The sequence below is a fragment of the Bacillus sp. DTU_2020_1000418_1_SI_GHA_SEK_038 genome (genome assembly GCF_032341175.1).
Lineage (GTDB): Bacteria > Bacillota > Bacilli > Bacillales > Cytobacillaceae > Cytobacillus.
The window spans coordinates 2,215,574-2,237,960 of sequence record NZ_CP135435.1; the positions used below are offsets into that span (position 1 = coordinate 2,215,574).

Genomic DNA, 22,387 nt, shown 5'->3' on the forward strand with positions numbered 1-22,387 from the left:
GAGATCATCATATCACATTTGCGTATCAACGATAAAATTTGAAATTTTATCAATATCAACATTTCCTCCTGAAATAACAGTTACAACCTTTTTCCCTTGGAATGGCAGCTTATTAAACATAGCTGCCGCAACAGTGGTGGCACTCGATGGTTCAATCAATTGCTTCATTCTTTCCATTACAAAGCTAAAGGCTTGGCGGATTTCATCTTCACTGACGAGAACGATATCATCTAAGTATTTCATTAATACTGGGAATGTTAGATCACCTGGCTGGTTCGTTCTTAGACCATCAGCAATCGTATTCGTTCCTGGTATAGCTGTAATCTGCTTATTCTGAAAGGATAAGTATGTATCATTAGCTAAAACGGGCTCAACACCAATCACTTTGATTTGGGGATTGGTTTCTTTAATGGCTGTCAATATGCCAGATATTAGACCGCCGCCTCCAATAGGTACAATAACTGCATCTAAATCTTGAACTTGATCTAATATTTCTAGCCCAATTGTTCCTTGTCCAGCCATAATATATGGATCATCGTACGGTGGTATATAAACACCGTTTTCTTGGCTAGCTATCTCTTTTGCTCGTGGTAAACGCTCTGCAGAGGTTGTTCCACATTTTTCAATATTCCCATTGTAAGTATTAATGGCGTTTTCCTTGCAGAGACTTATATCTTCTGGAACAACAATTGTGGCAGGAACACTGTATCTGTTAGCAATATAAGCTACTGCCTGCCCATGATTTCCGGAAGAAGCAGCTGTCACATATTTTGCCCCATCCTGAACGGCTTGGATTAACTTATTGGCAGCTCCTCTAATTTTAAATGAACCTGTTTTTTGCAGGTGCTCTGACTTTAAATAGATTTGATTGCCACAGACGTTAGATAATTGGTCTGATTTCAATATCGGAGTTACATATGTGATATCCTTAATTCTCTCTCTTGCCGCTTGTACATCAGTTATTGATATCATAGGTCTCACCCGCCTATTCATTTATAGCAAATATAAAGTCAATCTCAACAGGAGTATTGCTTGGCAGTTCAGCTACCCCAATGGCTGTTCTTGCATGGCGACCTTTTTCATCGAAAATTTTAACTAGTAGTTCAGAAGCGGCATCTAAAGCATTTGGCTGCTGGGAAAATCCAGGGGCGGATTGGACATAGCCAGTCACCTTTAAAACCTGCTCTACCTTATCAAGACTCCCAATGACTTCCTTCAAGCAGCTAAGGCCCTTTAGCACACAAATTTCTGCTAATTCACGAGCTTGTTCAAGCGTTACTCCTTCACCAACCTTACCTCTATATGGGAGATTCCCGTTCACTCTAGGCACTTGGCCGCTAATATAAGCAACATGATTGTGGATCACAACAGGTACATAGCTGTAAATCGGAGGTATTGCTTCAGGTAATATTAAACCGAGCTCTTGCAAACGTTCTTCAATCAACACTTTTTCTAATCCCCTTTATCTATTGTGTTTTCAATATAATAATTCTGTAATGACCTTAAAAACTCCTTTAAAAAAGGACAATTCCCTGTGTAAGGAATTGTCCACTTTTTATTTCCATGGGATAAGTTTTCGTTCTAGCCACTGGAGTACCCGATTAAAGAGCAGTCCTAAGAAAGAAAGTAATAAAACCCCCACCATTAATTTATTCGTGATCATGAGATTACCGTAATGCAGCACCATTGCGCCAATCCCATATTGGGCAGCGATCATTTCAGCAGATACTAAAAGCAATAAAGCTGTACCGGCTGCTAATTTAAGACCCGCAAAAATGGTTGGTAGCGCACCAGGCAATATGACCTTTCGAATCACATTAAAATGATTTGATCCAAAGGTGACCGCCGCTTTTATTAAAATAGAGTCAACACTTTTTACTCCGGAAAATGTGTTAATTAGCACTGGGAAAAATACTCCTAATGCAATTATTGCGACCTTTGGCAATTCCCCTATTCCAAACCATAAGATAATAAGCGGAAGTAAGGCGATTTTTGGAATGGGATAAATCGAATATACGATTGGGGTAAATATCGCATCAGCCCATTTTGAAAAGCCAAGAATGAGACCTATGATGATGCCTAGGGCTGCACCAAGCAGGTATCCCCAGCCAATTCGGTATAAACTTGCTAAAAGATGTTTTAGGAGCTCCCCGCTGCTAATTAATTCCCAGCCCGCTATGACAATGGCTGTTGGTGCCGGTAAGAAAAGCGGAGGGACGATGTTCATTCGGCAAACGAGCTCCCAAATGAGCAAGAGTCCTGAAATACCTAACACAGATGCATACGTTGGAATTTTCCGTTCCAGAAACCCAACCCGGTTTTTGATGATTTGTTTATGTTCACTCATTTCTACGCCTCCTTCAATGCTTCTTTAGCATCATGGCGTATTAAATTCCAAATATCAGTGGAGTATTGTTCAAATTGACTCCGATATTTTTCTTCATCCCTGCCCATCTTCGGTAAATCAATATGAATAATGCTTTTGATTTTGCCTGGATGGCGGGATAATACGATAACTCGGTCAGCTAAATAGACAGCCTCCTGAATGTTATGTGTAACATAAAGTGTACTTAATCGCGTACGATTCCAAATCGTTAAGAGCTCTTCTTGCATAATCGTTCGTGTTTGTGCATCTAATGCAGAAAAGGGTTCATCCATAAGAAGGAGGTCCGGTTCGACAGAAAGGGCACGGGCAATTCCCGCACGCTGTTTCATTCCGCCTGAAAGCTGCTTAGGATAAGCACCTTCAAAACCAGTTAATCCCACCATATCAATATAGTATTTTCCTTTTTCTTCTCTTTCTTTTTTACTGACTCCCTTTTCTTCAAGTCCATAAACGACATTTTCAAAAACGGTCCGCCAAGGAAATAAAGCAATTTCTTGAAAGACGATCCCTAAATTGGGCTCCCTTCCTTGGGTGCCTTCAAAATATACCTGTCCTTCACTTGGCGACATTAAGCCGCCCACAATATTTAGCAAGGTAGATTTTCCGCAGCCGCTCGGACCGACAAGAACGACAAACTCTTGATTTTCGATAGCAAAATTAATATTTTCAAGAGCTGTTACTTCCCTTTTTTTGGAATCAGTAAATTTCTTACTGACGTCTTCTACAACTATTCTCATGATGTTATTCCCCTAGTACTTTTAATGCTTCCTCTAACAACTCTGTATTGACAATCTCTTTACTATCAATTGCCTTATCAATCAGTTTCTCTTTTGCATACCAATCAATTTGTGTCTGAATGTCAGACTCAAGTAATTTTCCATCACGATCCATATAAGGCAGGCCTTTTTTGATAAGCTCTGGATCTTGGTCCGTATACTTGGCAATGATATTTATAACTTCCTCGTAGTTTTCCCCTGGCACTGTTTCTCCATCTTTTTTCACTAAGACAGCATCATAGTAGTAACGGGATGCCTTAATATACGCCTTAAAGAATCTTACTGCCGCATCTTTATTATCTGCAAATGCAGGCGAGAAGAAAATTCCTGAAGTTTGATAGTCGATTTCTTCGCCAATTTGTGAAATGACTTTTCCATAACCTTCAGCCTCAACGGTTGAAATATTAGGCTCATTTAAAATAACAGCATCCACCTGCTTGCTATTTAAAGCTTCCATTAGCCCTTTAATACTATTAAGTGGTACTAATTGAACGTCAGCAATGCCTAAGCCATGATTTTCTAATACTCTGCCCGCCATATAATGGAAGGTAGAACCAGTTTGAGTAATCCCGATTTTCTTTCCTTTTAAGTCTTCAATTTTGGATACATCTGAGTCATTTGGCACAAGCAAGGCAGATGAAGAGTAGCTTTTCTGCTCTCTGCCCTTGTCAGCAACAATCCATAATTTCTGTCCGCCGCTGACCATATTGTACAGACTAGCAGTAATTCCAGTAGCACCAACATCTACACTGCCACCTGCTGTTGCAACAGCAATAGGCTGTGCTGCCTCAAACCAAGTAGCTTTTGCATCTATATTTTCTTCCTCGAAATATCCTTTTTCTAATGCGATAAATAATGGTGCTGAGCTCGTTAATTTAAGCATTCCAATGTTGACAGAGGCCTTTTCCGGGCCTTTTCCAGCATCAGATTCTTTCCCTGTTGTTTGACCTTCATCTTTTTGTCCGCAACCCGTAAGTGCTAGAGCCAATGATAGAATCACTGTAAAAATAATGGTTAAAGATTTTTTCAATGTTTAAACCTCCATCGCTTTAATGTAGTACATTATTAAATTGTAACATAAATGAATTATATTCGACATAATTTTCAAAAAAAACTTAAATAAAGGTAATTTAGCATGGAAACTAATTTTCAACTATGAGGTATCGCTTCAAAGCTTTTTTTGAAAAATATTATTTTAAATATATAAAAAGAAGAAATAATAGTCAAAAACAAAAATCCACGACATCTTACATCGATATCGTGGATTTTTTATGATCAACTAATTTACTAGACTAATTTCTCTTCTAAAGTCTTTAGCTGCGGAATAGGGATTTTCAGCTTTCATAATCCCCGAAACGATTGCGTACCCAGAAATGTTATTTACTGGGAGTTTCAACAAATTATCAATCTTAATCCCGCCGATTGCAACAACGGGAATGGAAACTTTTTCAATTATTGCTTCAAGCATGCCTTTGGGAAGCAGTTTGGCATCGTCTTTCGAACTTGTTGGGAAAACAGCACCGACTCCTATATAATTTGCCCCATTCCTCTCGGCTTCTTCAGCCTCCTCAATCGTTGAAACAGAGACTCCGACAATCATAGAGTCGGGGACTATGTTTCTAGCGGCAGACAAAGGCAGATCGCTTTGGCCAATATGTATACCAGCAGCATTTACCGCAAGTGCAATATCAATCCGATCATTAATTATTAGTGGAACTTCATATTGATCTAGCAAACTTTTTAACTTAAGTGCTTTTTCGAAAAAATGTTTGCCGCTGCTTTGTTTTTCACGGAGCTGAACAATCGTCACTCCTCCTTTCACGGCACTTTCAACGGTATGGAGAAGCTCTTCAACAGGAGCTGACTCTTCTGTAACGAAATATAATGTATAATCTGTTTTCATGCTAATCGAACACCTTCTTCCCATAATTGTTCATCCATTAATGATATTTCATCCATGAGCTTCATACGGTAAGTTCCGATGCCAGCGCAATCTTGCAGTCTATTTCTTGCTCTTTCACCTGCTAAACTCATTGCTGACATTCCAGCGATCGCTGCTGAAAATAGGTCATCTGTAATTCCGGCAAAGCAGCCGATTAAAGAAGCAGTCATACAGCCTGTTCCTGTAATACGGGTTAGCCAAACATCACCATTTGCGATTTTGACAGTCTTTTCCCCATCTGAGATGACGTCTATCTCCCCGCTAATAACTGTAATTGCATTTAGCCGTCTAGCTGCTTTAATCGCCAGGTCTTCCTTCGATATTGTAATGTCTCCAGCGTCAACCCCTCTTGTTACGGCCTTACCACCAATTAAGGCAAAAACCTCCGTTGCGTTTCCTCTTATGATGGAAACATCCACTTTATTGAGAAAATCAACTGCCTTTTCCGTTCTAAATGGAGTAGCTCCAACACCGACTGGATCAAAAACAACTGGAATTCCTTTTTCATTTGCTGCTTGGCCAGCTCGAATCATTGCACTATAAGTTAGATCATTTATCGTGCCAAAATTTATCACTAGTGCATTTGAAAGACTCGCCATATCCGCAACCTCTTCAATACTTGTCGCCATGACGGGAGAACCGCCAATCGCAAGTGTTGCGTTTGCACAATCATTTATCGTGACGTTATTGGTAATATGATGGATAAGCGGCTTGCGTTCCTTTATTTTCGAAAATAACTGTTTAATCGAGTCTTTGTTCATTCCATTTGTCCTCCAAGCTAAGGATGTTTAGGAGTTATGATTGATTAGCATACTTGCTTTTTCATAGAGCTCGTAAAAATGGTTAGTAGGTCCGTGCCCATGTCCTAGATTAAGACTGTGCATAATAGCAGTCGTGATATATTTTTTGGAAATATGAATAGCTTCTAATAGGGACTCACCCTTCGCTAAATTGGCTGCGATAGCAGATGAAAGGGTACAGCCTGTTCCATGCGTATTTTTTGTATGAATTCTTTTTCCCTTTATCCAATAAAATCTATCTCCATCATAAAATAAATCATTTGGCTCACCGCTAAGATGTCCGCCTTTTAATAGAACTGAAGCTGCACCTATCGCTTTGATAGCAAGGCAAGCATCCAACAGATCATCTTCCCTGAGAATTTTACGGCCTAATAATACCTCTGCTTCTGGTATATTTGGCGTTACAACGGTTGATAGAGGAATCAATCTTTCCTTTAGAGCAGTAATGGCTTCTTCCTGTAATAGGTGATGTCCGCCCTTCGAAACCATAACTGGGTCTAACACTAGATAATTTGGCTTATATTTTTCTAAAGAGCTGGCAACTACCTCAACTGTATCAGGTGTAGAAAGCATCCCGATTTTTACAGCATCCACACGAATGTCATCGAATACTGCTTCTATTTGATCTTGGATAATGGATAAATCAATATTTTGCACCGAGCGTACTTCCTGTGTGTTTTGCGCAGTAACAGCTGTTATGACTGACATTCCAAATACTCCTTGAGCTGCAAAGGCCTTCAAATCTGCTTGAATTCCTGCACCGCCTCCTGAATCAGAGCCCGCGATTGTAAGTGCTGTTTTCATGAAGCATCCCCCCGATCGCTTTGTTTTTAATTAATATTTTTAGGAGAGCAAAGCCCATGATCGCACCTGTAAAAGAGCTCATCGTAAAGGCTGGAATTAATCCAAATAATGTGGCTTCCTTCCCTAACAGCAGCACCGCAATAGGGTAAGTTGCCATAGCACCAAGAATACCTGTCCCAATAACCTCACCGGTTGCGGCGAATCCCAAATTCTTTGTTTTTCGATAAAGAATAGCAGCTAGAAATGCACCAATCATACTGCCTGGATAGGCAAATAAACTCCCGGTACCTAGCATATTTCTTAGCGATGAAGAGATAAATGCTTGAATCACTGCATACCAAGGCCCAAGTAAAACGGCTGAAAGGACATTAGCAAAATGCTGAATCGGAAAAATTTTCGCAAAACCAACTGGAATATAAATGAAACTGCTTGAAACAGTTGTGATCGCTGCGATGATGGCAGTTAATGTTAGCTTTTTCGTTTTTTGCATACCACTAACACTCCTATTCTTCTTTTTATTCAGATACGATATTTTCAAAGGCTGTTTTTGGGTCGACTTGCTCATTAATTACCTTTGACTCGTAAAGCCAATCTGCCACTTCCTGCCAAACTGCTTCATCCTGGTAACCGAATGGTGCATTTTCATCATCCATTAATGGCAAAAGGACTTCTAAACTCTTCTTTTCTACCTCTGCATCTAAAGGAAAGCTATCATTTTCATGATCAAGTAAAACTTTGAGCCCTGCATCAGGGTTTTGCTTTACGTCTTCATGGCCTTTCGTAACTGCACGCCAAAACTTTTCAAAGGAAGCTTTCTTCTTTTCTAAAGTCTTTTCCCCAGTAACGATAATAAGTTCATAATTATCAGGAACCCCGAAATCTGGCAAACGAAGAACATTAATGTTATAGCCTTCTTTTTGTAAAAGGACCTGCTCATGATTGATGTAGGCTCCAATTAGGGCATCGACATTATCTGTCGCTAAGGAAGCCATTAAATCCCAGCCAACATCTGTCATTTTAACCTTATTCATATCCCCGCCATCGTTTTCCACCATTGATGCAACAACTGCTTCACTTACTGATGCTGATGGGTAGCCAACATTTTTCCCTTCTAAATCTTTTGGTGATTGAATACCGCTTTCAGTCTTATACATAATTGCATCAAGGGAATGTCTAACAAATGCAGCAATTGAGACGACAGGGATACCCTCTGCTCTGGAAACTAGCAGCTGACTTTGATAACTTATCGCTAAATCAACCTTTCCTGTGGCTGCAAGCTTTAACGGATCATTCGTGTCAGCAGGCATTTCTATTTTCACATTTAGACCCTCATCTTCAAAATATCCCTTTTCTTTAGCGACATAAATGGCTGAATGGACGGCATTAGGATACCAGTCAAGCATAATACTAATATCTTCAAGTTCTTTCTTTTGATCTCCATTACTAGCTTCATTTTTTCCTGTGTTACATCCTGCAAGCATGATGACGATTATTATGATTAATAGGTGAACTAAGGGTGTTCTTTTCATTTTCTGACCAACTCCAACTGTAAATTATTCTGCGTTTTTCCACTTCAGTATATATTTTTCCACTGCTTTAATTATGGAGAACAAAAGGATGCCAAGTAAGGTTAAGATCGTAATGGCAGCGAAAACTCCTTCTGCATTTAAATTCCCGGACATCCTGCGGCTATAGTAGCCAAGGCCCTCACTTGCCCCGAGCCATTCTCCAATTGTGGCTCCTACGAGGGCATACACGATTGCAAGCTTCAGCCCTGAGAAAAAAGATGGCAATGCCATTGGAATGTTTAGCTTTAAGAAGATCTGCCAGCGGTTTGCACCCATGGAGCGCAATAATTCGCTATATTCCTGATCACTTGATTTAAGGCCATCATAAGTACCAACAATAATAGGAAAAAAAGAGATGAGAATCGTAACCGCTACTTTACTCCATATCGTATAGCCGAACCAGAGGACGAAGATAGGCGACAGGGCAATAATCGGTATCATTTGAGATATTAACACAGCTGGATAAAGCATTTTTTCCAGCGTTTTGTAAAAAAACATTCCAACTGCTAATGTAATTCCTCCTGCAGCGGCAAGGAGAAATCCAATTAGAAATTCAAGCATCGTAGCTGGCATATGTTCAAGCAGAAGTGGCTGCCAATTTTCAAAAATAGAAATGACGACACTCGTTGGTGCCGGGATGATAAAGGCAGGAACTGCATCAGCACGTACGAGCCATTCTAATAAAGTCAGGATAGCAGCAGAAAAAATGAGAAACAGACTATAAGACTGAATCCATAGGTTAAATCTTTTCATAGGCGATCTTCTTCTCCAAGCTCTGTCTTAAAGTAATCAATTCTTTTTCATGGAGCATAGCAAGGTTGCGTGGTCGTTTTAGATTGACGTTTATTTCCTCAACCTCTTTATTCGCGTGCAACAATAGAATTCGGTCACTAAGAAAGCATGCTTCCTCCAAATCATGGGTGATAAACAATACGGTTTTGTTTAATTCCTGCCAAAATGAAAGCAGCCATGCCTGCATTTCTTTTTTCGTTAATGCATCGAGTGCGCCAAATGGTTCATCAAGCAATAACAATTCCTTGCCTGTTAGCAACGCGCGAAGAAAAGAAACTCTTTGTCTCATCCCTCCTGATAGTTGTTTTGGAAATGAATTCTCGTATTCTAGTAAACCTATTCGATGAAGCCACTCTCTTGCTCTGTCCTTTGTAAGCCCATTTCTCTTCTGAATTTCGGCTGAAATCATAATATTTTCTATTATTGTTCGCCAAGGGAGGAGCAAGTCACGCTGGGGCATATAGCCAACATCCCCAAGCGTGATTGCTTTTCCGTTCAAAAGAACTTCTCCGCTATCCTGTTTTAGAAGACCAGTAATTAATTTTAAGATAGTCGTTTTACCTGTTCCGCTTCTTCCAATCAAAGAGACAAACTCGCCATTACTTACTGTAAAGCTTAGATTGGATAATATTTTGTTTTCTGGTTTTCTATCTTTAAAGGCATATGATACATTTTTTAATTCTAGTGTCATTTTTCCACCGTCTTATTTGTTAAATTGGCCAGTCCTGTTTGTAATAGTTCATATCCCAAAATAAATACTCGTATTTCGAAGTCATTTGGAAATGCTCTTCTAGGACAGCGAGTTCCCGCTCTGGCTTCCCTTCTGCCAGTTCATCCATTAGTTCAATCAACCATTTTGCACCATTGCCAAATGTTTCAGAATCATAAGTTTCAATCCATTTCGCATATCGGTTGGAGGATAACTTGTCACCGTATTGTTTTCTTAATAACTTTCCAATCTCCCAATAATCCCATGCACAAGGAAGCAAACAGGAAACCACTTCGGATAAACTGCCATTTTGAGCGACATGTAACATATACCTCGTATACGCCAAATTGACAGGTGTAGGTTTAGTTGCCTCCAATTCTTCACGAGAAATACCAAATTCTGCTGCAAATTGCCTATGCAATTCCATTTCAAAATGCAAGGTTTCATGCAGGATTTTGGCAAACTTCCCCATTGTGTCGAGATCCTGCGCCTTCATCACACCTACTGCAAACAGTTTCGAATAATCAATTAAATACACATAGTCTTGCTTCATATAATGAATAAACTTCTTTTCATCTAAAATGCCCTTTCCCAGCTCTTGGACAAAAGGATGATTGTGGTTTTTCTCCCAAATTGGCTGTACATTTTCAAATAATCTTTCAGAAAACTTTTTTGTTTTAACCGTTTCCATTGTGTTCTCCTCCTGAAAATTTATATTTATTTTGTGTTGCATAACACACGAAAAAGATAAAAAAACCGCCTTCCATTTGGAAAGCGGTTAAGTCAATACGCAGAAAATATACGTAATCGTTAACTACTTCCCTACGCTAGTATGATCTAGATCAGGTTCAAAGGGTTCATCTCAGCCAAAAAGGCGCCCCTAGTAGAATTAAATAATATTTATAAGATTCATTCATAAGGATAGCATGAATAATAATTAATGCAAGTAAAATAATTCAAAAAAAGAACTGCCTGAGAGCAGTTCCTTATACTTCAACACTCCATCCAAACGGATCTTCAAGAGTTCCATTTTGAATGCCAGTTAAAGTTTCATATAATTTTTTCGCTAATGGACCAGTTTCGCCATTGTTTACAATTAGTTTTTCATTTTTCCAAGAAAATTCGCCAATTGGTGAAATAACAGCAGCTGTTCCCGTGCCAAATGCTTCCTCTAATTTTCCGTCTAAGCTTGCTTGATAGACTTCATCCATAGAAATCTTACGTTCAACAATAGGTAAGTTCCAATGCTTCAAAAGTTGAATAATGGAATCACGAGTAACCCCTTGTAAAATACTGCCATTCAATTCAGGGGTAATAATTTCGCCATTAATCTTAAAGAAGACATTCATACTGCCAACCTCTTCAATGTACTTCTGTTCTTTTCCATCGAGCCATAATACTTGGGAATAGCCTTCTTTGCCTGAAATCTCTTGTGCTTTCAAGCTGCCTGCATAATTTCCTGCCGTTTTTGCATCACCAGTGCCGCCTTTAACTGCACGTACAAATTCGGTTTCTACTGCAATTTTTACTGGGTTAATTCCTTCTTTATAATAAGCTCCCACTGGAGAAAGAATAATAATAAATTGATAGCTTAAAGAGGCTGATACGCCTAAATGCACTTCAGTAGAAATAATGAACGGACGAATATATAAAGATGTTCCTTCAAGATTAGGGATCCAGTCTCTGTCTACTCTAATTAGCTCTTTTAATGCTTCTAATGCAAGCTCTTCATCCAGTTCAGGCATGCACAAGCGAGCGCTTGATCGATTTAACCGTTCAAAATTTTTATTCGGCCTAAATAAAAAAACTTTTTCATCCTTCGTTAAATAGGCTTTTAACCCTTCAAATACAGTCTGTCCATAATGAAAAATTGTGGCTGCAGGGTCTAAAGTAATAGGTTGATATGGAACAATCCTTGGATCATGCCAGCCTTTCCCTTCCGTATAGTCCATAATAAACATATGATCTGTGAAGGTTCTTCCGAATTCAAGCTTGTCAAACGCTGGCTTTTCTTTTCTAGTTGCCGCTAAGTTAATTTCAATTTGATGGTCTTTCATCCTTCAATTCCCTGCCTTTTTGTATGCTGTGTCACTTTAATGATTGGTCCAATCACTGAAATATTCTTTAGATTACCACTAAAGAGAAGTAAATATTATTTTCAAATAATTTCTAATAGTTGTGATTGTAATTATAATTATCCGACAACTTATAGTCGTTTGTCGAGTAGTTTTTACAAATTTTTAAAAAAATTTTAACAATCATTTAAACCAGCCTTTTTCTTTCGACTGAGTAATGGCTTCGATTCTGTTTTTAACCTCAAGCTTATCTAGAATTTGTGAGATATAATTTCTTACAGTCCCTGTTTTAATACTTAATTCATCAGCAATTTCTTTTGTGTTTTTTCCATCAGCCACAAGCTCAAGCACAGCTTTTTCCCGTTCTGTTAAAGGATTTTCTTCGTTATACACATCGTCCATTAATTCTGGCGCATAAATTCTTCTTCCCGCCATCACTGTTCTGATTGAGTTTGCCAGATCTTCACTTGGACTATCCTTTAATAAATACCCCCGTACACCAGCCTTCAATGCTCTTTGAAAATAACCCGTTCTTGCGAAAGTAGTCAGGATGATGACCTTGCAATCCAATTCTTTTAATTCTTCCGCAGCTTCAAGTCCGCTTTTTTCCGGCATTTCGATATCCATCATACAGACGTCTGGCTTATAGTGTTTTACGAGGGCAATAGCTTCTTCTCCATTGCTCGCTTTTCCGACTACTTCCATATCATCTTCCAAATTGAGCAGTGAACCTAATGCGCCTAACATCATGCGCTGATCCTCTGCAATGACAATCCGAATCATGACCGCTCCTCCTAATCTGTCTGCTTAATAACACTTGGAACTTTCATGATAATGGCAGTCCCATCTTGTTCAATGATTTCTAATGTGCCGTTGACAAATTCCAGCCGTTCCTTAATTCCAAGTAATCCGTGCCCTTTTAATGAGTCATAATCTCTTCCAATACCAATTCCGTTATCTTTAATTTTTATACAAATCTCATTCGCCGTTTGCTCAATCGTGATTTCGCATTCAGTAGCCTTACTATGTTTTACAACATTTGTTACTGCTTCCTTCATACACATGCTGAGAATATTTTCAAGAAAGATGGATACATTTGAAAGCTTTAGTTCATTGCTGCAAATGAATTTGATTTGTGCTGCATCTAGGAGCTGCTTTATTAGGACGAGCTCCTCTTTTATCCGTATTCCTCTCATTTGAGAAACCATTTTCCTTACTTCATTTAAAGCTGTTCTCGCTGTTTGCTGAACATCCTTCATTTCATTTCGTGACTGTTCTGGATCTTTATAAACTAGTCTTCTAGCTAAATCACTTTTTAAACCAATGAGTGAAAGCTTTTGCCCTAGAGTATCATGTAAATCACGGGCAATTCGCTGACGCTCTTCCTGTTTCACCAGGTCTGCGATTCTCTTATTGGCATATTCAAGCTGCTCTTCAAGCTTCTCTTGTTTTTTCTTATTATACAAATTGAATGGAAGAAGAATGACACTAATCCAAATAATAATGATAAATGGCAATTGACTTAAAAAAAGCTCATCCCTCAGGATAAAGTTATAATTAATCGAAATGGTTGTGGCTACTAAATGGATGATATAAAGCGTTAAAAATGCGATGCGATTTTTAATATTTCCATTATAGTAGGCAATATAAAAAGCAAAATAGACAAACTGAAAGTGAATAGTCATGATAATGGAGATACAAATAAGTATACAAGTCCATAAATAAACTGGCCACTTCTTAGAAATAAAAGCAAGCCGATAAGTGATAAAAAAGAGAATGGTCAAGATGATTCCAATTATGATATCGATTGTTGATGAGGATTGAAAAATAAAATAAAAAGGCAGAATACTAAAAACACTCCAAATATATGGAGCAATTCCTGAGCTTTTTAACGTTGTTAAATACTTTTTTACCATACTTGTACCCCATTTAATTAAATCATTGCTTTTATATATTCATTCTAACATAAATAAGGCAAGGTTCTCATCTAAGCTGAGGCCTTGCCTTATTATTATGGAAGTATGAACGAAGACGATTATTTAATGATATTAAGCTGTTTCTCTCTTTCGTTTCGTTCCTTCATGTAATAAGAAGCCTCTTTATACGTAATAAACTTTTTATTAAGTTCATCCCAAAGCCTAAAACGTAAAGATTGTAAGCTTGTCTTTAATGAAACAGTTGGAACGTTCCGTAGTGGCTCAGTATTATTATGTGCTTCTTCTAATTTATAGTTAGGCACTCTCGGGCTTAAATGGTGGACATGGTGAAATCCGATATTACCTGTCATCCACTGCAGTACCTTAGGAAGCTTATAAAAAGAACTTCCTTCAACCGCGGCCTTTACATACTCCCAGTGCTCATCTGCCTCAAAATAAGAATCTTCAAATGTATGCTGGACGTAAAAAAGCCATATACCTGCAGCACCGGATATTAAGAAAATTGGAGCCTGAACTAGGACAAACGCTTCCCATCCAATTGCCCAGCACATCACACTATACAATGCGACAATCGAAATATTTGTTAAATAAGTATTTAAGCGCTCCTTCATTCTTGCACCTTTTCTGTTAAAACGATTAACAATTAGAAACTGATAAATCGGACCAAGGCCGAACATAACAAGTGGATTGCGATATAATCGATAACCTAAACGTTGCCAGAAAGATGCAGCGATATACTCATCTACCGTAAGCATCCAAATATCTCCTACACCGCGCTTATCTAAATTACTGCTTGTGGCATGATGGACAGAGTGGTCGTGCTGCCATTGGCTGAATGGAAAAATGGTGATGACCCCTGTAATCGTGCCTACAATTTTATTAGCGGTTCGATTTTTAAAGAAAGAGTAGTGGCAGCAATCATGAAAAATAATGAAAATCCGGACTAAGAAACCAGCAGCTACAACAGCAATTGCAAGCGTTAGTAAATAGGAAACAGATAAACTTTTATATGCAATAAACCATAATACACCAAAAGGAATCAGAGTATTTATCATTTGCCAAACACTGGCTTTCAAATTTGCTTTTTCGTAAGGAGCCATCTGTTTTCTTAAATTAATTTGCTTTTGTTTGGTCATATTAAGTGTATCCTTTCAATCGATTTTTTCTTATTATATATAATTGGATATAGAATTATAAGGCATACGTGTCATGTACAAACCATGATAAATGTCATGTTTGATAAATAAATGACAGAGGAGATCAAGACATGAACCCGATATTAAATAAGTTTTTACACAAAGCAAAAACAAGCTTACACTCAGCAACAGCACTTGTTAAAGAAAGGATTTATGCAGTGACTGGAACATCATCGGCAACAGTCGTGCAGCTGGCTGATTTTATTCGAAAACACCCGGAAACAAAAATAAAGAAAAAGGAGTTATTAGGAAAAATATTTTATTTTTACAAATTGGAAAAGGATGAGGTTCGGTATTCACTTGAATGCAGAAATTCGTATATCCTCCAATTGGACGTACATGCTGGAAATGAGCCTGTTGTGGCGTATCGTTCTTACAGGGATCATTATCAACTAAATACACCGATAAAGTTTCCTAAACTAACAGCAGAATAAAAGAAAAAGGACCTCCAAAAATAGAGGTCCTAATTTCAAGAAAAAATACTCTTAATACTGTCGATTAGATTCTTAAAAAAGTCAGAAACGGCCTGCAGAAACCCTTTATCACCTACAGCTTCTTCAATGCGCTGCTTAATATCCTTTGAAATATCTTCAAGCTGGGATTGGACATTGTCAAAGTTAATATTTAAACTGCGCATTTTTTCGAATAAATCAATGAGCAGCTGACGATCCTGTTCACTCAATTGAATTTCAAGTGATTTTAATTGATCAGTTATAATTTGTTCAATTTCTTCCTTCGTTGCTGGCTTTTGATTGGCTATTTCTTTTTTGATTTCTGTCAGAAGCTCAGTAATTTTATCCTGATCCATGCCTTCTTTTTTTGCTAATTGAGTAGCAAGGTTTAGCTCCTCATTGGCAACCTCAGTATGGTCGGTATTTAAACCTTCTCCATTTCCTTCATCATAGGCTTTGTATATACCGACCAATGCCGAATGTCCTGAAACCTTCACTGGAGATGCCACTTCAACAACTGCATCCTGTATCCCTGCCGTTAAAAGAGCATTGGCATACATTTCATCCGTTACTTCTGTAATATTTTCAGGAGTAACTTGTTTGATGACAAGCCCTTCCCCCGCGTCTTTTCGAGTGATTTTTGCGGAGGAATACATATTCGCACGCTTGTCCCCTTTAATATAGGTGACCAAATCATCTCCAGTTACCGTTATTTCAGTTACTTGACTTGTGTCTTTAACGCCTAATAATTTTCGTACCTCTTCCTTTTGGGCAGAGGATAATTTCTCCCCATATACAACAATTGGGAGTCCGAATTTCTCATTAATGCTTTCCTCGTTATTGTTCCCATTAGCCGCGAGCGCATTTGTACCGAGATTGGCTGCAAATAAAAAAACGAATCCAATCATCATCCATTTCGTTAAATTCTTTAACATGTATACACTCTCCATTATTTTTGAATTACTCTAGTAATCTATAAGCTATACGATTATTTCATTACTATATGTATAGCGTTGCAAAAATTTTACCACAATTAATGAAAAAGGTCTTGTTCTCACTTATTACCCTTTTCTTCTACTGCCCAAATAAGCTTAATTAAGAATAAGTACACTAGCTTGCATGCCTCACTAATAGTCATTTCTTCATGAAATCCATTAACACCATTAAGAGCAAAATTGAACTCCCATAATCCGTCTGCTTGTGAAAACAATAAACTAAATTTTGCCTCTCCTGCTAATTCATTCGTTAAAAAACTCTTAATTGTCTTTTCATGCTTTTTTTGCAGTTTTAAACCTAACATTGCTTCATATGTACCAAATACATCATCCACTTCTAAACATAAAGAATCTGTGCTAACAATATCAAATCGGCTAGCTTCAATGTAAATAAATTCATTCTTATGTGTATTTAAATAGTTTATTGGCTGATTCAAAAATTCTGCAGATTCTTCAGCAAGTAGTTCCTCTGTTTCCTTGTTACTGCGTTCAATATATGCATCGTTGAATAGTGAAGCATCATTTTTTTCTGTAACAATCATTTCTTCAGTAATCAGTTGCTGTTTCTTGGCATAGTTTATTTCTTCCTTAGATAAGACTATATTTGGCTGTTCGTTTAACATAAATTCTTTGAATTTTGACTTTAGCATGTTCACGGTCTCCTTTGTTTCATAGTTGGACGTTTCTTTTTGGAAGGCTTCCCTTTGAATGGTTTTGGCTCCATTATTGCTTTGAAATTGTGTTTTTTTGATTTTGTGGATTGTTTTGATTCACGATCATTTTGTTTTTTTCTTGGCTTTCCCGAGTTATTTCTATCCTGAATTGTTTTCGAACGATTTTTATCCTCATCCTTTTTATCCGTATTTCCTATATTTTGTTTTTTAATTGTAATGTTAAGCTCTTTTTCAATGAGATCAAGAGTTCCTCTGTCTGCAGATGAGTATAGCGTAATCGCCAAGCCATTCATACCTGCTCTGCCAGTCCGGCCAATACGGTGAACATAACTTTCGGAATCCTGAGGAATATCATAATTAAATACATGGGTTACACCATCAACATCTAGTCCACGTGCTGCGACATCCGTTGCGATGAGGAACTGAGTTTTAGCATCCCTAAAGCGTTTCATAGCTTGCTCCCGCTTTGCTTGTGATATATCGCCATGCAGTTCGTCACAGTTATACCCTTTTGATTTGAGCACTTCGAATAGCTTGCTGACCCTTCTTTTCGTTCGGCAAAAAATAACGGCTAAGTATGGCCGATGAGTTTCGATTAGTTGAATAAGCGTTCCTTGTTTCGCGCGGTCAGTTGTGTGAATGGCCACTTGATTAATATTTTTCGCTGGTCCTTGTCTTTTCTCTACTTGTATGTACTTTGGATCCCTCATATACTTTTTAGCAAGCTTCCTAATTTCTGCTGGTACGGTCGCAGAGAATAACATTGTTTGACGTTTAGCAGAGGTTTCCTTAATAATGTCTTCCACTTCTTTTAGAAACCCGATATGAAGCATTTGATCAGCTTCATCGAGAACGAGATAAGAAACATTAGATAATTGCACGGTATCCCTACTAATATGGTCTAATAAGCGCCCTGGTGTACCAACAACAATTTGAACATTTTTCTTAAGTTTTTTCAGCTGTTTGTCCACATCTTGCCCGCCGTAAACCGCTAATACCTCTACTCCATCTATTTTTGAAATTAATTTTTCAATTTCATCTGTAATTTGCAGTGCCAATTCCCTTGTGGGTGTAACAATTAATGCTTGAATAGTTGAGGAGTATGGTTCAATCTTTTCAATGATTGGCAATATAAAGGCAAGCGTTTTCCCCGATCCCGTTTCGGACTGAGCAATGATATCGTTTCCTTCTAATGCAAAAGGAATCGCTTGTTCTTGTATAAGTGTTGGATTAGTGATGCCGTAATGTTGTAATGATTCGATTAAATCATTCGAAATACCTAATGACATAAATTTAGGCAAAGTATTCCCTACTTTCTAAAACTCTTGTGGAATTATTATCTTATTCATTTTGCTTGTTTTTCACTGGAATAGCAAACAAAAAAACAGACATCTAAATCTATAGTCTGCTTTTCTTCTGCAATTTGTTATTTTACGCTTGAAAGTATTATTTTCAATAATGAATGTACCACCAATTTTTTTGTATTCTCTATTAGTTTTTGTATATTTATTATTTCCGAGTATTATACGAATCATTCATTCAGCCTGTCCTAACTAATGATCCCCTTTTGTATAATTTTTACTTTCACGTCCGGGTTAAAAGTAATCGTTGGATACATGGATTGCCAATCAAGCTCCTTCCATATTTTGTGGTGCAAAGCGATCATTCTTCTCCCGATACCCAGACCATCACAATTTGCTTCTTGGAGCTGTTGTATTACTTTTTCTGCTTGGTCAGTCAGCTTTTTTGAGAGAATGCTATTAAGTTTATGAATTTCCTTTTGTGAATCCAAAACATCATGTGGATATTCAACTACTTTTGCTTTTAATTCAAGACTTAAATGAACATGAATAGCAGAGGGGTTCTTCGCTTCAATCGATAAATTTCTTTTGACATCTGAAATATCAAAGGTTATATAATCTTTGATACTTTCCGTATCATTGACTTTCTCAGTAAATCTCGCCAATTTTGAAAGATGGCCCTTTAACAGGTAAAATAGTACAGTATCATCCTTATTTAAATCCATTCCTGAGTATTTTTTGCCATCAAACATTGCAGTACCCATTACTTTGGCAGTCTTATGGTCAATACGATGAATAATCGGAATGGTAATATCTTGGCCTGGATCTAAGATGATTGTGCCGATGGATTGAATATCATTATTTTTCAACATAGTTGCCTCTTCGGCACTTGATAATAAATCAGAGAGATATTCACCGATAAATAAATCAGTTTCGCTTCCTAATTTTAACACTTCTTTTGCTTTACCTTTTACCAATGCTACTTTGGCATTTAGAGCGTTTTTTGGATCTCGATAAAAAACATCTAAAGTCGAGTAGAATTCTTTTCTAGCAAGCTCCTCACCAACTAGGAGAACCTGTAATTTGGATGATTCTATTTTTTTGGAAACCTCCAAATCAATTTTGTCTCGGGCCCCGCGAGGTGTATGATCATTTTCCGTAAATGTTTCTGTTCTAGCCTTCTGTTCACCTGCCCCTTCAGAGCCTTGTAAAGTTCGAATGGAGACAGTCGTAGAAATTTTTTTCGTATCCTCTAAATCAAAAGCTGCACTATTAATCAAGCTTACTTCCTTTAATAAATTCTGATCCCAGCATCCTGTTAACACAAGAATTGAAAGGAATAAAAGACTATTTATCTTTCGCATGCAGCTGTTGCCCCTTTCTGCTATAAAGAACAAATGGCAATAGAATGAATGGAATGGAGACTATCATATATCCTGCATAGGACGCATACTTAGCAAATTGATTCATTGACTGTTCAGTATCTAATGGAATAAGTCCAGCAAAATAAATGATCGCTAACATAATTAATGTATTTACAGATGACTTTTCGCTTCTGAAAATTCCTTTTATACAATCTGCTCCCCAGAACACATATGAAACAAATGATGTAAATACAGAAACAATCCAAATAATTAAAAAAAGAAGATCTGGTCGTTCAATTATTTTGAATGAAAATGCTTTAATTAAATATAGTAAAGTTTCTGGTATTAAAAGGATGTCAACAGGACTGAAAAATAAAAAGCAAGCGATAGTTGCTAACAAATAGAAAATTGTCACGACTATATTTGCAGCTGTAATAAATTTGATTTTTAGTTTTAAGGTACCTGATGTCATCGCCGTTAAAAACATGATTATTTCAAATCCCAGCAGAGCAATAATCGCATCCTTTGTGCCAAATAATATGTCCTTCCAGCCAGAGCTTCCAACAGGCATAATATAAAAAATATTAGCATCCTTAAAAGAATATATGATCAACCCTAGAAAGATAAATAGTAGCAGAGATACGATAACATAAAATCTTGCAATCACACGTATTTCTTCTTTGGCTAAAAAATAACAACACACGACCAATAATAAGGAAATAATCCAGTTAGGCGTTTCGGGCAAAACCCAAATATCAAGAATTCTTTTGTATAAATTAATAATAAGAACGCCTACTATTAATGAATAAAATAATAGACCAATTTCGAATAATTTCCTTATAATTTTTCCGAATAATATCTCTACAATCTCTTTCACTTTTTTATTTGGGAATTTTTTCATAATAATATAATATAGGATAATAAAAATTTGTACACCGATTCCACCTAAGATAAGTGAGATCCAGCCATCAATTTTTGATGCTTGAGCCATTGAATATGGTAATGATAAAATACCAACGCCTATTTGTGTTTGAATAATGAAGAAGAATAGCTGGGCAGGCGATATTTTCTTTGTTTTATTTTTCATCTTTATCCCAGCCTCTGACCCAATTAATTTTTTTCTGTCTTTTTGTCATTGTGTCTTGAGGTCGATTATTCATAAGCCATAAAGGCAATCGAACGATGGAATCCTTTAATCCATTAACTCTAAACGGGGCAACAGGATAAAAATATGGTACACCGAAGGATTCCTGCTTACATAGTTTTATCAGTATTAACATGAAACCGAACACTAAGCCAATGAATCCAAATGTTGCGGAAATAAGCATTAGGGGAAACCTTAATAATCTCACAGCAGCACTTAGTTCATTCGAGGGGACAACAAAGGATGAAATGGCAGTTATCGCTACAACAACGATCATTATGTTAGATACAATGCCTGCTTTTACTACAGCGTCACCGATGACTAATCCACCAACAATGCCAATGGTTTGGCTAATTGGAGTAGGTAGCCTAATTCCTGCCTCCCGAATTAATTCAATTGTTAATTCCATAATAAAAGCTTCAATGATGGGAGGATAAGGTATATCTTCAACTGCATTTTGCATAGGAATAATTAACTCATTTGGCAATACTTCCAAATGAAAGGAAACTACTCCAATATAAATAGATGGAAAAGTGATGGCAATTACAAAACTGACCATTCTTAATAAACGAATAAAGGTTGCCGTAGTCCACCTGCTATTATAATCATCGGGTGATTGATAAAAAGAGAAAAATGTTACTGGAACAATTAATGCAGCAGGACTTCCTTCAGTCATAATGGCAATTCGGCCATCCATAATGTTGTCCCCAACACGATCGGGTCTTTCTGTGTACAATATTTGGGGAAATACAGTGAATGGATCGTCCTCAATAAATTCCTCAATAAAGCCTGGACTAATGATTACATCTGTCTCGATATTCATATAAGAAAGTCTTCTTTTTACTTCCGTTAATATCTCCTGATTAACAATGTCATTTCGATAAATAATAGCTGATCTCGTCTTTGTTTTCGTTCCAAGCTCTATTAAATGTACAACTAAATCTCTATTATTAATAAGTGTTCTAATCATATGAAGATTAGTATTTAATCTTTCTACAAATCCTTCATGGGAACCTCGAACAATTAATTCGGACTTTGGCTCCTCAATCGATCTTTGTACAGGCTCAGTCATATTTACAAGGAATATTTCATCCTTCGTTGCTGTTAGAATCCCGATATGGCCGCTTAGAAGCATATCTACAGCTATTTGAAAGTCTTTTGTTTGAATGCTTTTAATATTATGCAGATATTCATGAAAAAGATATCCCTCAAGTCTTGTCATTAAAGGGATGAATGTTTCTGTTAATTTCTCGCTTGAGACTAAACTTGAAAAAAACAAAATATCAATTGCCGAATCCTTGATATACAGAGTTTTAAATGAAAAATCACTTGATTCTATAAATGTTTCTTTTATCTGATCCATTAGATTGTTTCTGTGTCCATGCAATTATATCCCCTACCAAACCAAGAATTAGTACAAATTGTTGGAAAATCCATTGATTCAATCAACTTATCAATAAGTTCTCCTTTTA

24 protein-coding genes and 1 riboswitch are annotated in these 22,387 nt (G+C 37.2%); of the genes, 1 reads left to right on the forward strand and 23 read right to left on the reverse strand.

From position 1 onward, the window contains the following. Positions 1-12: 12 nt before the first annotated feature. The 17 genes from RRV45_RS10965 to RRV45_RS11045 all read right to left on the reverse strand — a co-directional run bounded on the left by RRV45_RS10965 (position 13) and on the right by RRV45_RS11045 (position 14,925). Entirely contained in the window at positions 13-972 is a 960-nt protein-coding gene (locus RRV45_RS10965; protein WP_315668865.1) for a threonine ammonia-lyase, read from the reverse strand. A 13-nt stretch (positions 973-985) separates the two neighbouring features. Then, entirely contained in the window at positions 986-1,447 is a 462-nt protein-coding gene (locus RRV45_RS10970; RefSeq protein ID WP_315668866.1) for a RidA family protein, read from the reverse strand. A gap of 108 nt (positions 1,448-1,555) precedes the next feature. Then, complete coding sequence (locus RRV45_RS10975; RefSeq protein ID WP_315668867.1) at positions 1,556-2,347, reverse strand: ABC transporter permease; 792 nt, start codon at positions 2,345-2,347, stop codon at positions 1,556-1,558. A 2-nt stretch (positions 2,348-2,349) separates the two neighbouring features. Continuing rightward, on the reverse strand, positions 2,350-3,123 hold the full coding sequence (locus RRV45_RS10980; protein ID WP_315668869.1) for an ABC transporter ATP-binding protein: 774 nt from the start codon (positions 3,121-3,123) through the stop codon (positions 2,350-2,352). 4 nt (positions 3,124-3,127) lie between these two features. Beyond that, complete coding sequence (locus RRV45_RS10985; RefSeq protein WP_315668870.1) at positions 3,128-4,192, reverse strand: ABC transporter substrate-binding protein; 1,065 nt, start codon at positions 4,190-4,192, stop codon at positions 3,128-3,130. 249 nt (positions 4,193-4,441) lie between these two features. Continuing rightward, positions 4,442-5,065, reverse strand: coding sequence for a thiamine phosphate synthase (thiE, locus tag RRV45_RS10990; protein ID WP_315668871.1), 624 nt, complete (start codon positions 5,063-5,065; stop codon positions 4,442-4,444). Further along, positions 5,062-5,865 carry a hydroxyethylthiazole kinase gene (gene thiM, locus RRV45_RS10995; protein ID WP_315668872.1) on the reverse strand — a complete coding sequence of 268 codons (804 nt, stop codon included), beginning with the start codon at positions 5,863-5,865 and terminating at the stop codon, positions 5,062-5,064. The genes thiE and thiM overlap by 4 nt, the downstream gene beginning before the upstream one ends. 27 nt (positions 5,866-5,892) lie before the next feature. Beyond that, the gene (thiD, locus tag RRV45_RS11000; RefSeq protein WP_315668873.1) at positions 5,893-6,708 is read right to left on the reverse strand and encodes a bifunctional hydroxymethylpyrimidine kinase/phosphomethylpyrimidine kinase; all 816 of its coding nucleotides are present in this window, start codon (positions 6,706-6,708) and stop codon (positions 5,893-5,895) included. Then, the gene (gene thiW, locus RRV45_RS11005) at positions 6,677-7,198 is read right to left on the reverse strand and encodes an energy coupling factor transporter S component ThiW (protein ID WP_315668874.1); all 522 of its coding nucleotides are present in this window, start codon (positions 7,196-7,198) and stop codon (positions 6,677-6,679) included. The genes thiD and thiW overlap by 32 nt, the downstream gene beginning before the upstream one ends. 25 nt (positions 7,199-7,223) lie before the next feature. Then, positions 7,224-8,237 (reverse strand): ABC transporter substrate-binding protein, encoded by a 1,014-nt coding sequence (locus RRV45_RS11010; RefSeq protein ID WP_315668875.1) that lies wholly within the window; start codon positions 8,235-8,237, stop codon positions 7,224-7,226. 24 nt (positions 8,238-8,261) lie between these two features. Continuing rightward, positions 8,262-9,029: an ABC transporter permease gene (locus RRV45_RS11015; protein WP_315668876.1), complete on the reverse strand. Its 768-nt coding sequence runs from the start codon at positions 9,027-9,029 to the stop codon at positions 8,262-8,264. Then, a complete protein-coding gene (locus RRV45_RS11020) occupies positions 9,016-9,759 on the reverse strand; it encodes an ABC transporter ATP-binding protein (RefSeq protein WP_315668877.1) in 744 nt (247 codons plus the stop codon). The genes RRV45_RS11015 and RRV45_RS11020 overlap by 14 nt, the downstream gene beginning before the upstream one ends. A gap of 19 nt (positions 9,760-9,778) precedes the next feature. After that, positions 9,779-10,468 carry a thiaminase II gene (gene tenA / locus RRV45_RS11025; protein WP_315668878.1) on the reverse strand — a complete coding sequence of 230 codons (690 nt, stop codon included), beginning with the start codon at positions 10,466-10,468 and terminating at the stop codon, positions 9,779-9,781. Positions 10,469-10,579: 111 nt separating this feature from the next. After that, positions 10,580-10,669, reverse strand: a riboswitch (TPP riboswitch). Between the two features lie 94 nt (positions 10,670-10,763). Further along, entirely contained in the window at positions 10,764-11,834 is a 1,071-nt protein-coding gene (locus RRV45_RS11030; protein WP_315668879.1) for a branched-chain amino acid aminotransferase, read from the reverse strand. A 201-nt stretch (positions 11,835-12,035) separates the two neighbouring features. After that, positions 12,036-12,635, reverse strand: a complete 600-nt coding sequence (locus RRV45_RS11035) for a response regulator transcription factor (protein WP_315668881.1) — start codon at positions 12,633-12,635, stop codon at positions 12,036-12,038. 11 nt (positions 12,636-12,646) lie between these two features. Continuing rightward, on the reverse strand, positions 12,647-13,768 hold the full coding sequence (locus RRV45_RS11040) for a sensor histidine kinase (protein ID WP_315668882.1): 1,122 nt from the start codon (positions 13,766-13,768) through the stop codon (positions 12,647-12,649). Positions 13,769-13,887: 119 nt separating this feature from the next. Next, positions 13,888-14,925: a Delta(5) desaturase DesA gene (locus RRV45_RS11045; protein WP_315668884.1), complete on the reverse strand. Its 1,038-nt coding sequence runs from the start codon at positions 14,923-14,925 to the stop codon at positions 13,888-13,890. 131 nt (positions 14,926-15,056) lie between these two features. Here RRV45_RS11045 and RRV45_RS11050 point away from each other — a divergent pair, with 131 nt between their 5' ends. Then, positions 15,057-15,419: a hypothetical protein gene (locus tag RRV45_RS11050; protein WP_315668885.1), complete on the forward strand. Its 363-nt coding sequence runs from the start codon at positions 15,057-15,059 to the stop codon at positions 15,417-15,419. 35 nt (positions 15,420-15,454) lie between these two features. On the opposite strand, the gene RRV45_RS11055 is transcribed toward RRV45_RS11050, so the two are convergent. The 6 genes from RRV45_RS11055 to RRV45_RS11080 all read right to left on the reverse strand — a co-directional run bounded on the left by RRV45_RS11055 (position 15,455) and on the right by RRV45_RS11080 (position 22,302). Further along, a complete protein-coding gene (locus RRV45_RS11055) occupies positions 15,455-16,372 on the reverse strand; it encodes a DUF1002 domain-containing protein (RefSeq protein ID WP_315668886.1) in 918 nt (305 codons plus the stop codon). A 119-nt stretch (positions 16,373-16,491) separates the two neighbouring features. Further along, complete coding sequence (locus tag RRV45_RS11060) at positions 16,492-17,082, reverse strand: branched-chain amino acid aminotransferase (protein WP_315668888.1); 591 nt, start codon at positions 17,080-17,082, stop codon at positions 16,492-16,494. Positions 17,083-17,084: 2 nt separating this feature from the next. Then, positions 17,085-18,407, reverse strand: a complete 1,323-nt coding sequence (locus RRV45_RS11065) for a DEAD/DEAH box helicase (RefSeq protein ID WP_315668889.1) — start codon at positions 18,405-18,407, stop codon at positions 17,085-17,087. Positions 18,408-18,655: 248 nt separating this feature from the next. Continuing rightward, positions 18,656-19,771: a Ger(x)C family spore germination protein gene (locus RRV45_RS11070; protein ID WP_315668890.1), complete on the reverse strand. Its 1,116-nt coding sequence runs from the start codon at positions 19,769-19,771 to the stop codon at positions 18,656-18,658. Continuing rightward, a complete protein-coding gene (locus RRV45_RS11075; protein ID WP_315664756.1) occupies positions 19,755-20,858 on the reverse strand; it encodes a GerAB/ArcD/ProY family transporter in 1,104 nt (367 codons plus the stop codon). Before RRV45_RS11075 ends, RRV45_RS11070 begins: the two co-directional genes overlap by 17 nt. Further along, on the reverse strand, positions 20,848-22,302 hold the full coding sequence (locus tag RRV45_RS11080; RefSeq protein ID WP_315664757.1) for a spore germination protein: 1,455 nt from the start codon (positions 22,300-22,302) through the stop codon (positions 20,848-20,850). The genes RRV45_RS11075 and RRV45_RS11080 overlap by 11 nt, the downstream gene beginning before the upstream one ends. Positions 22,303-22,387: the final 85 nt, after the last annotated feature.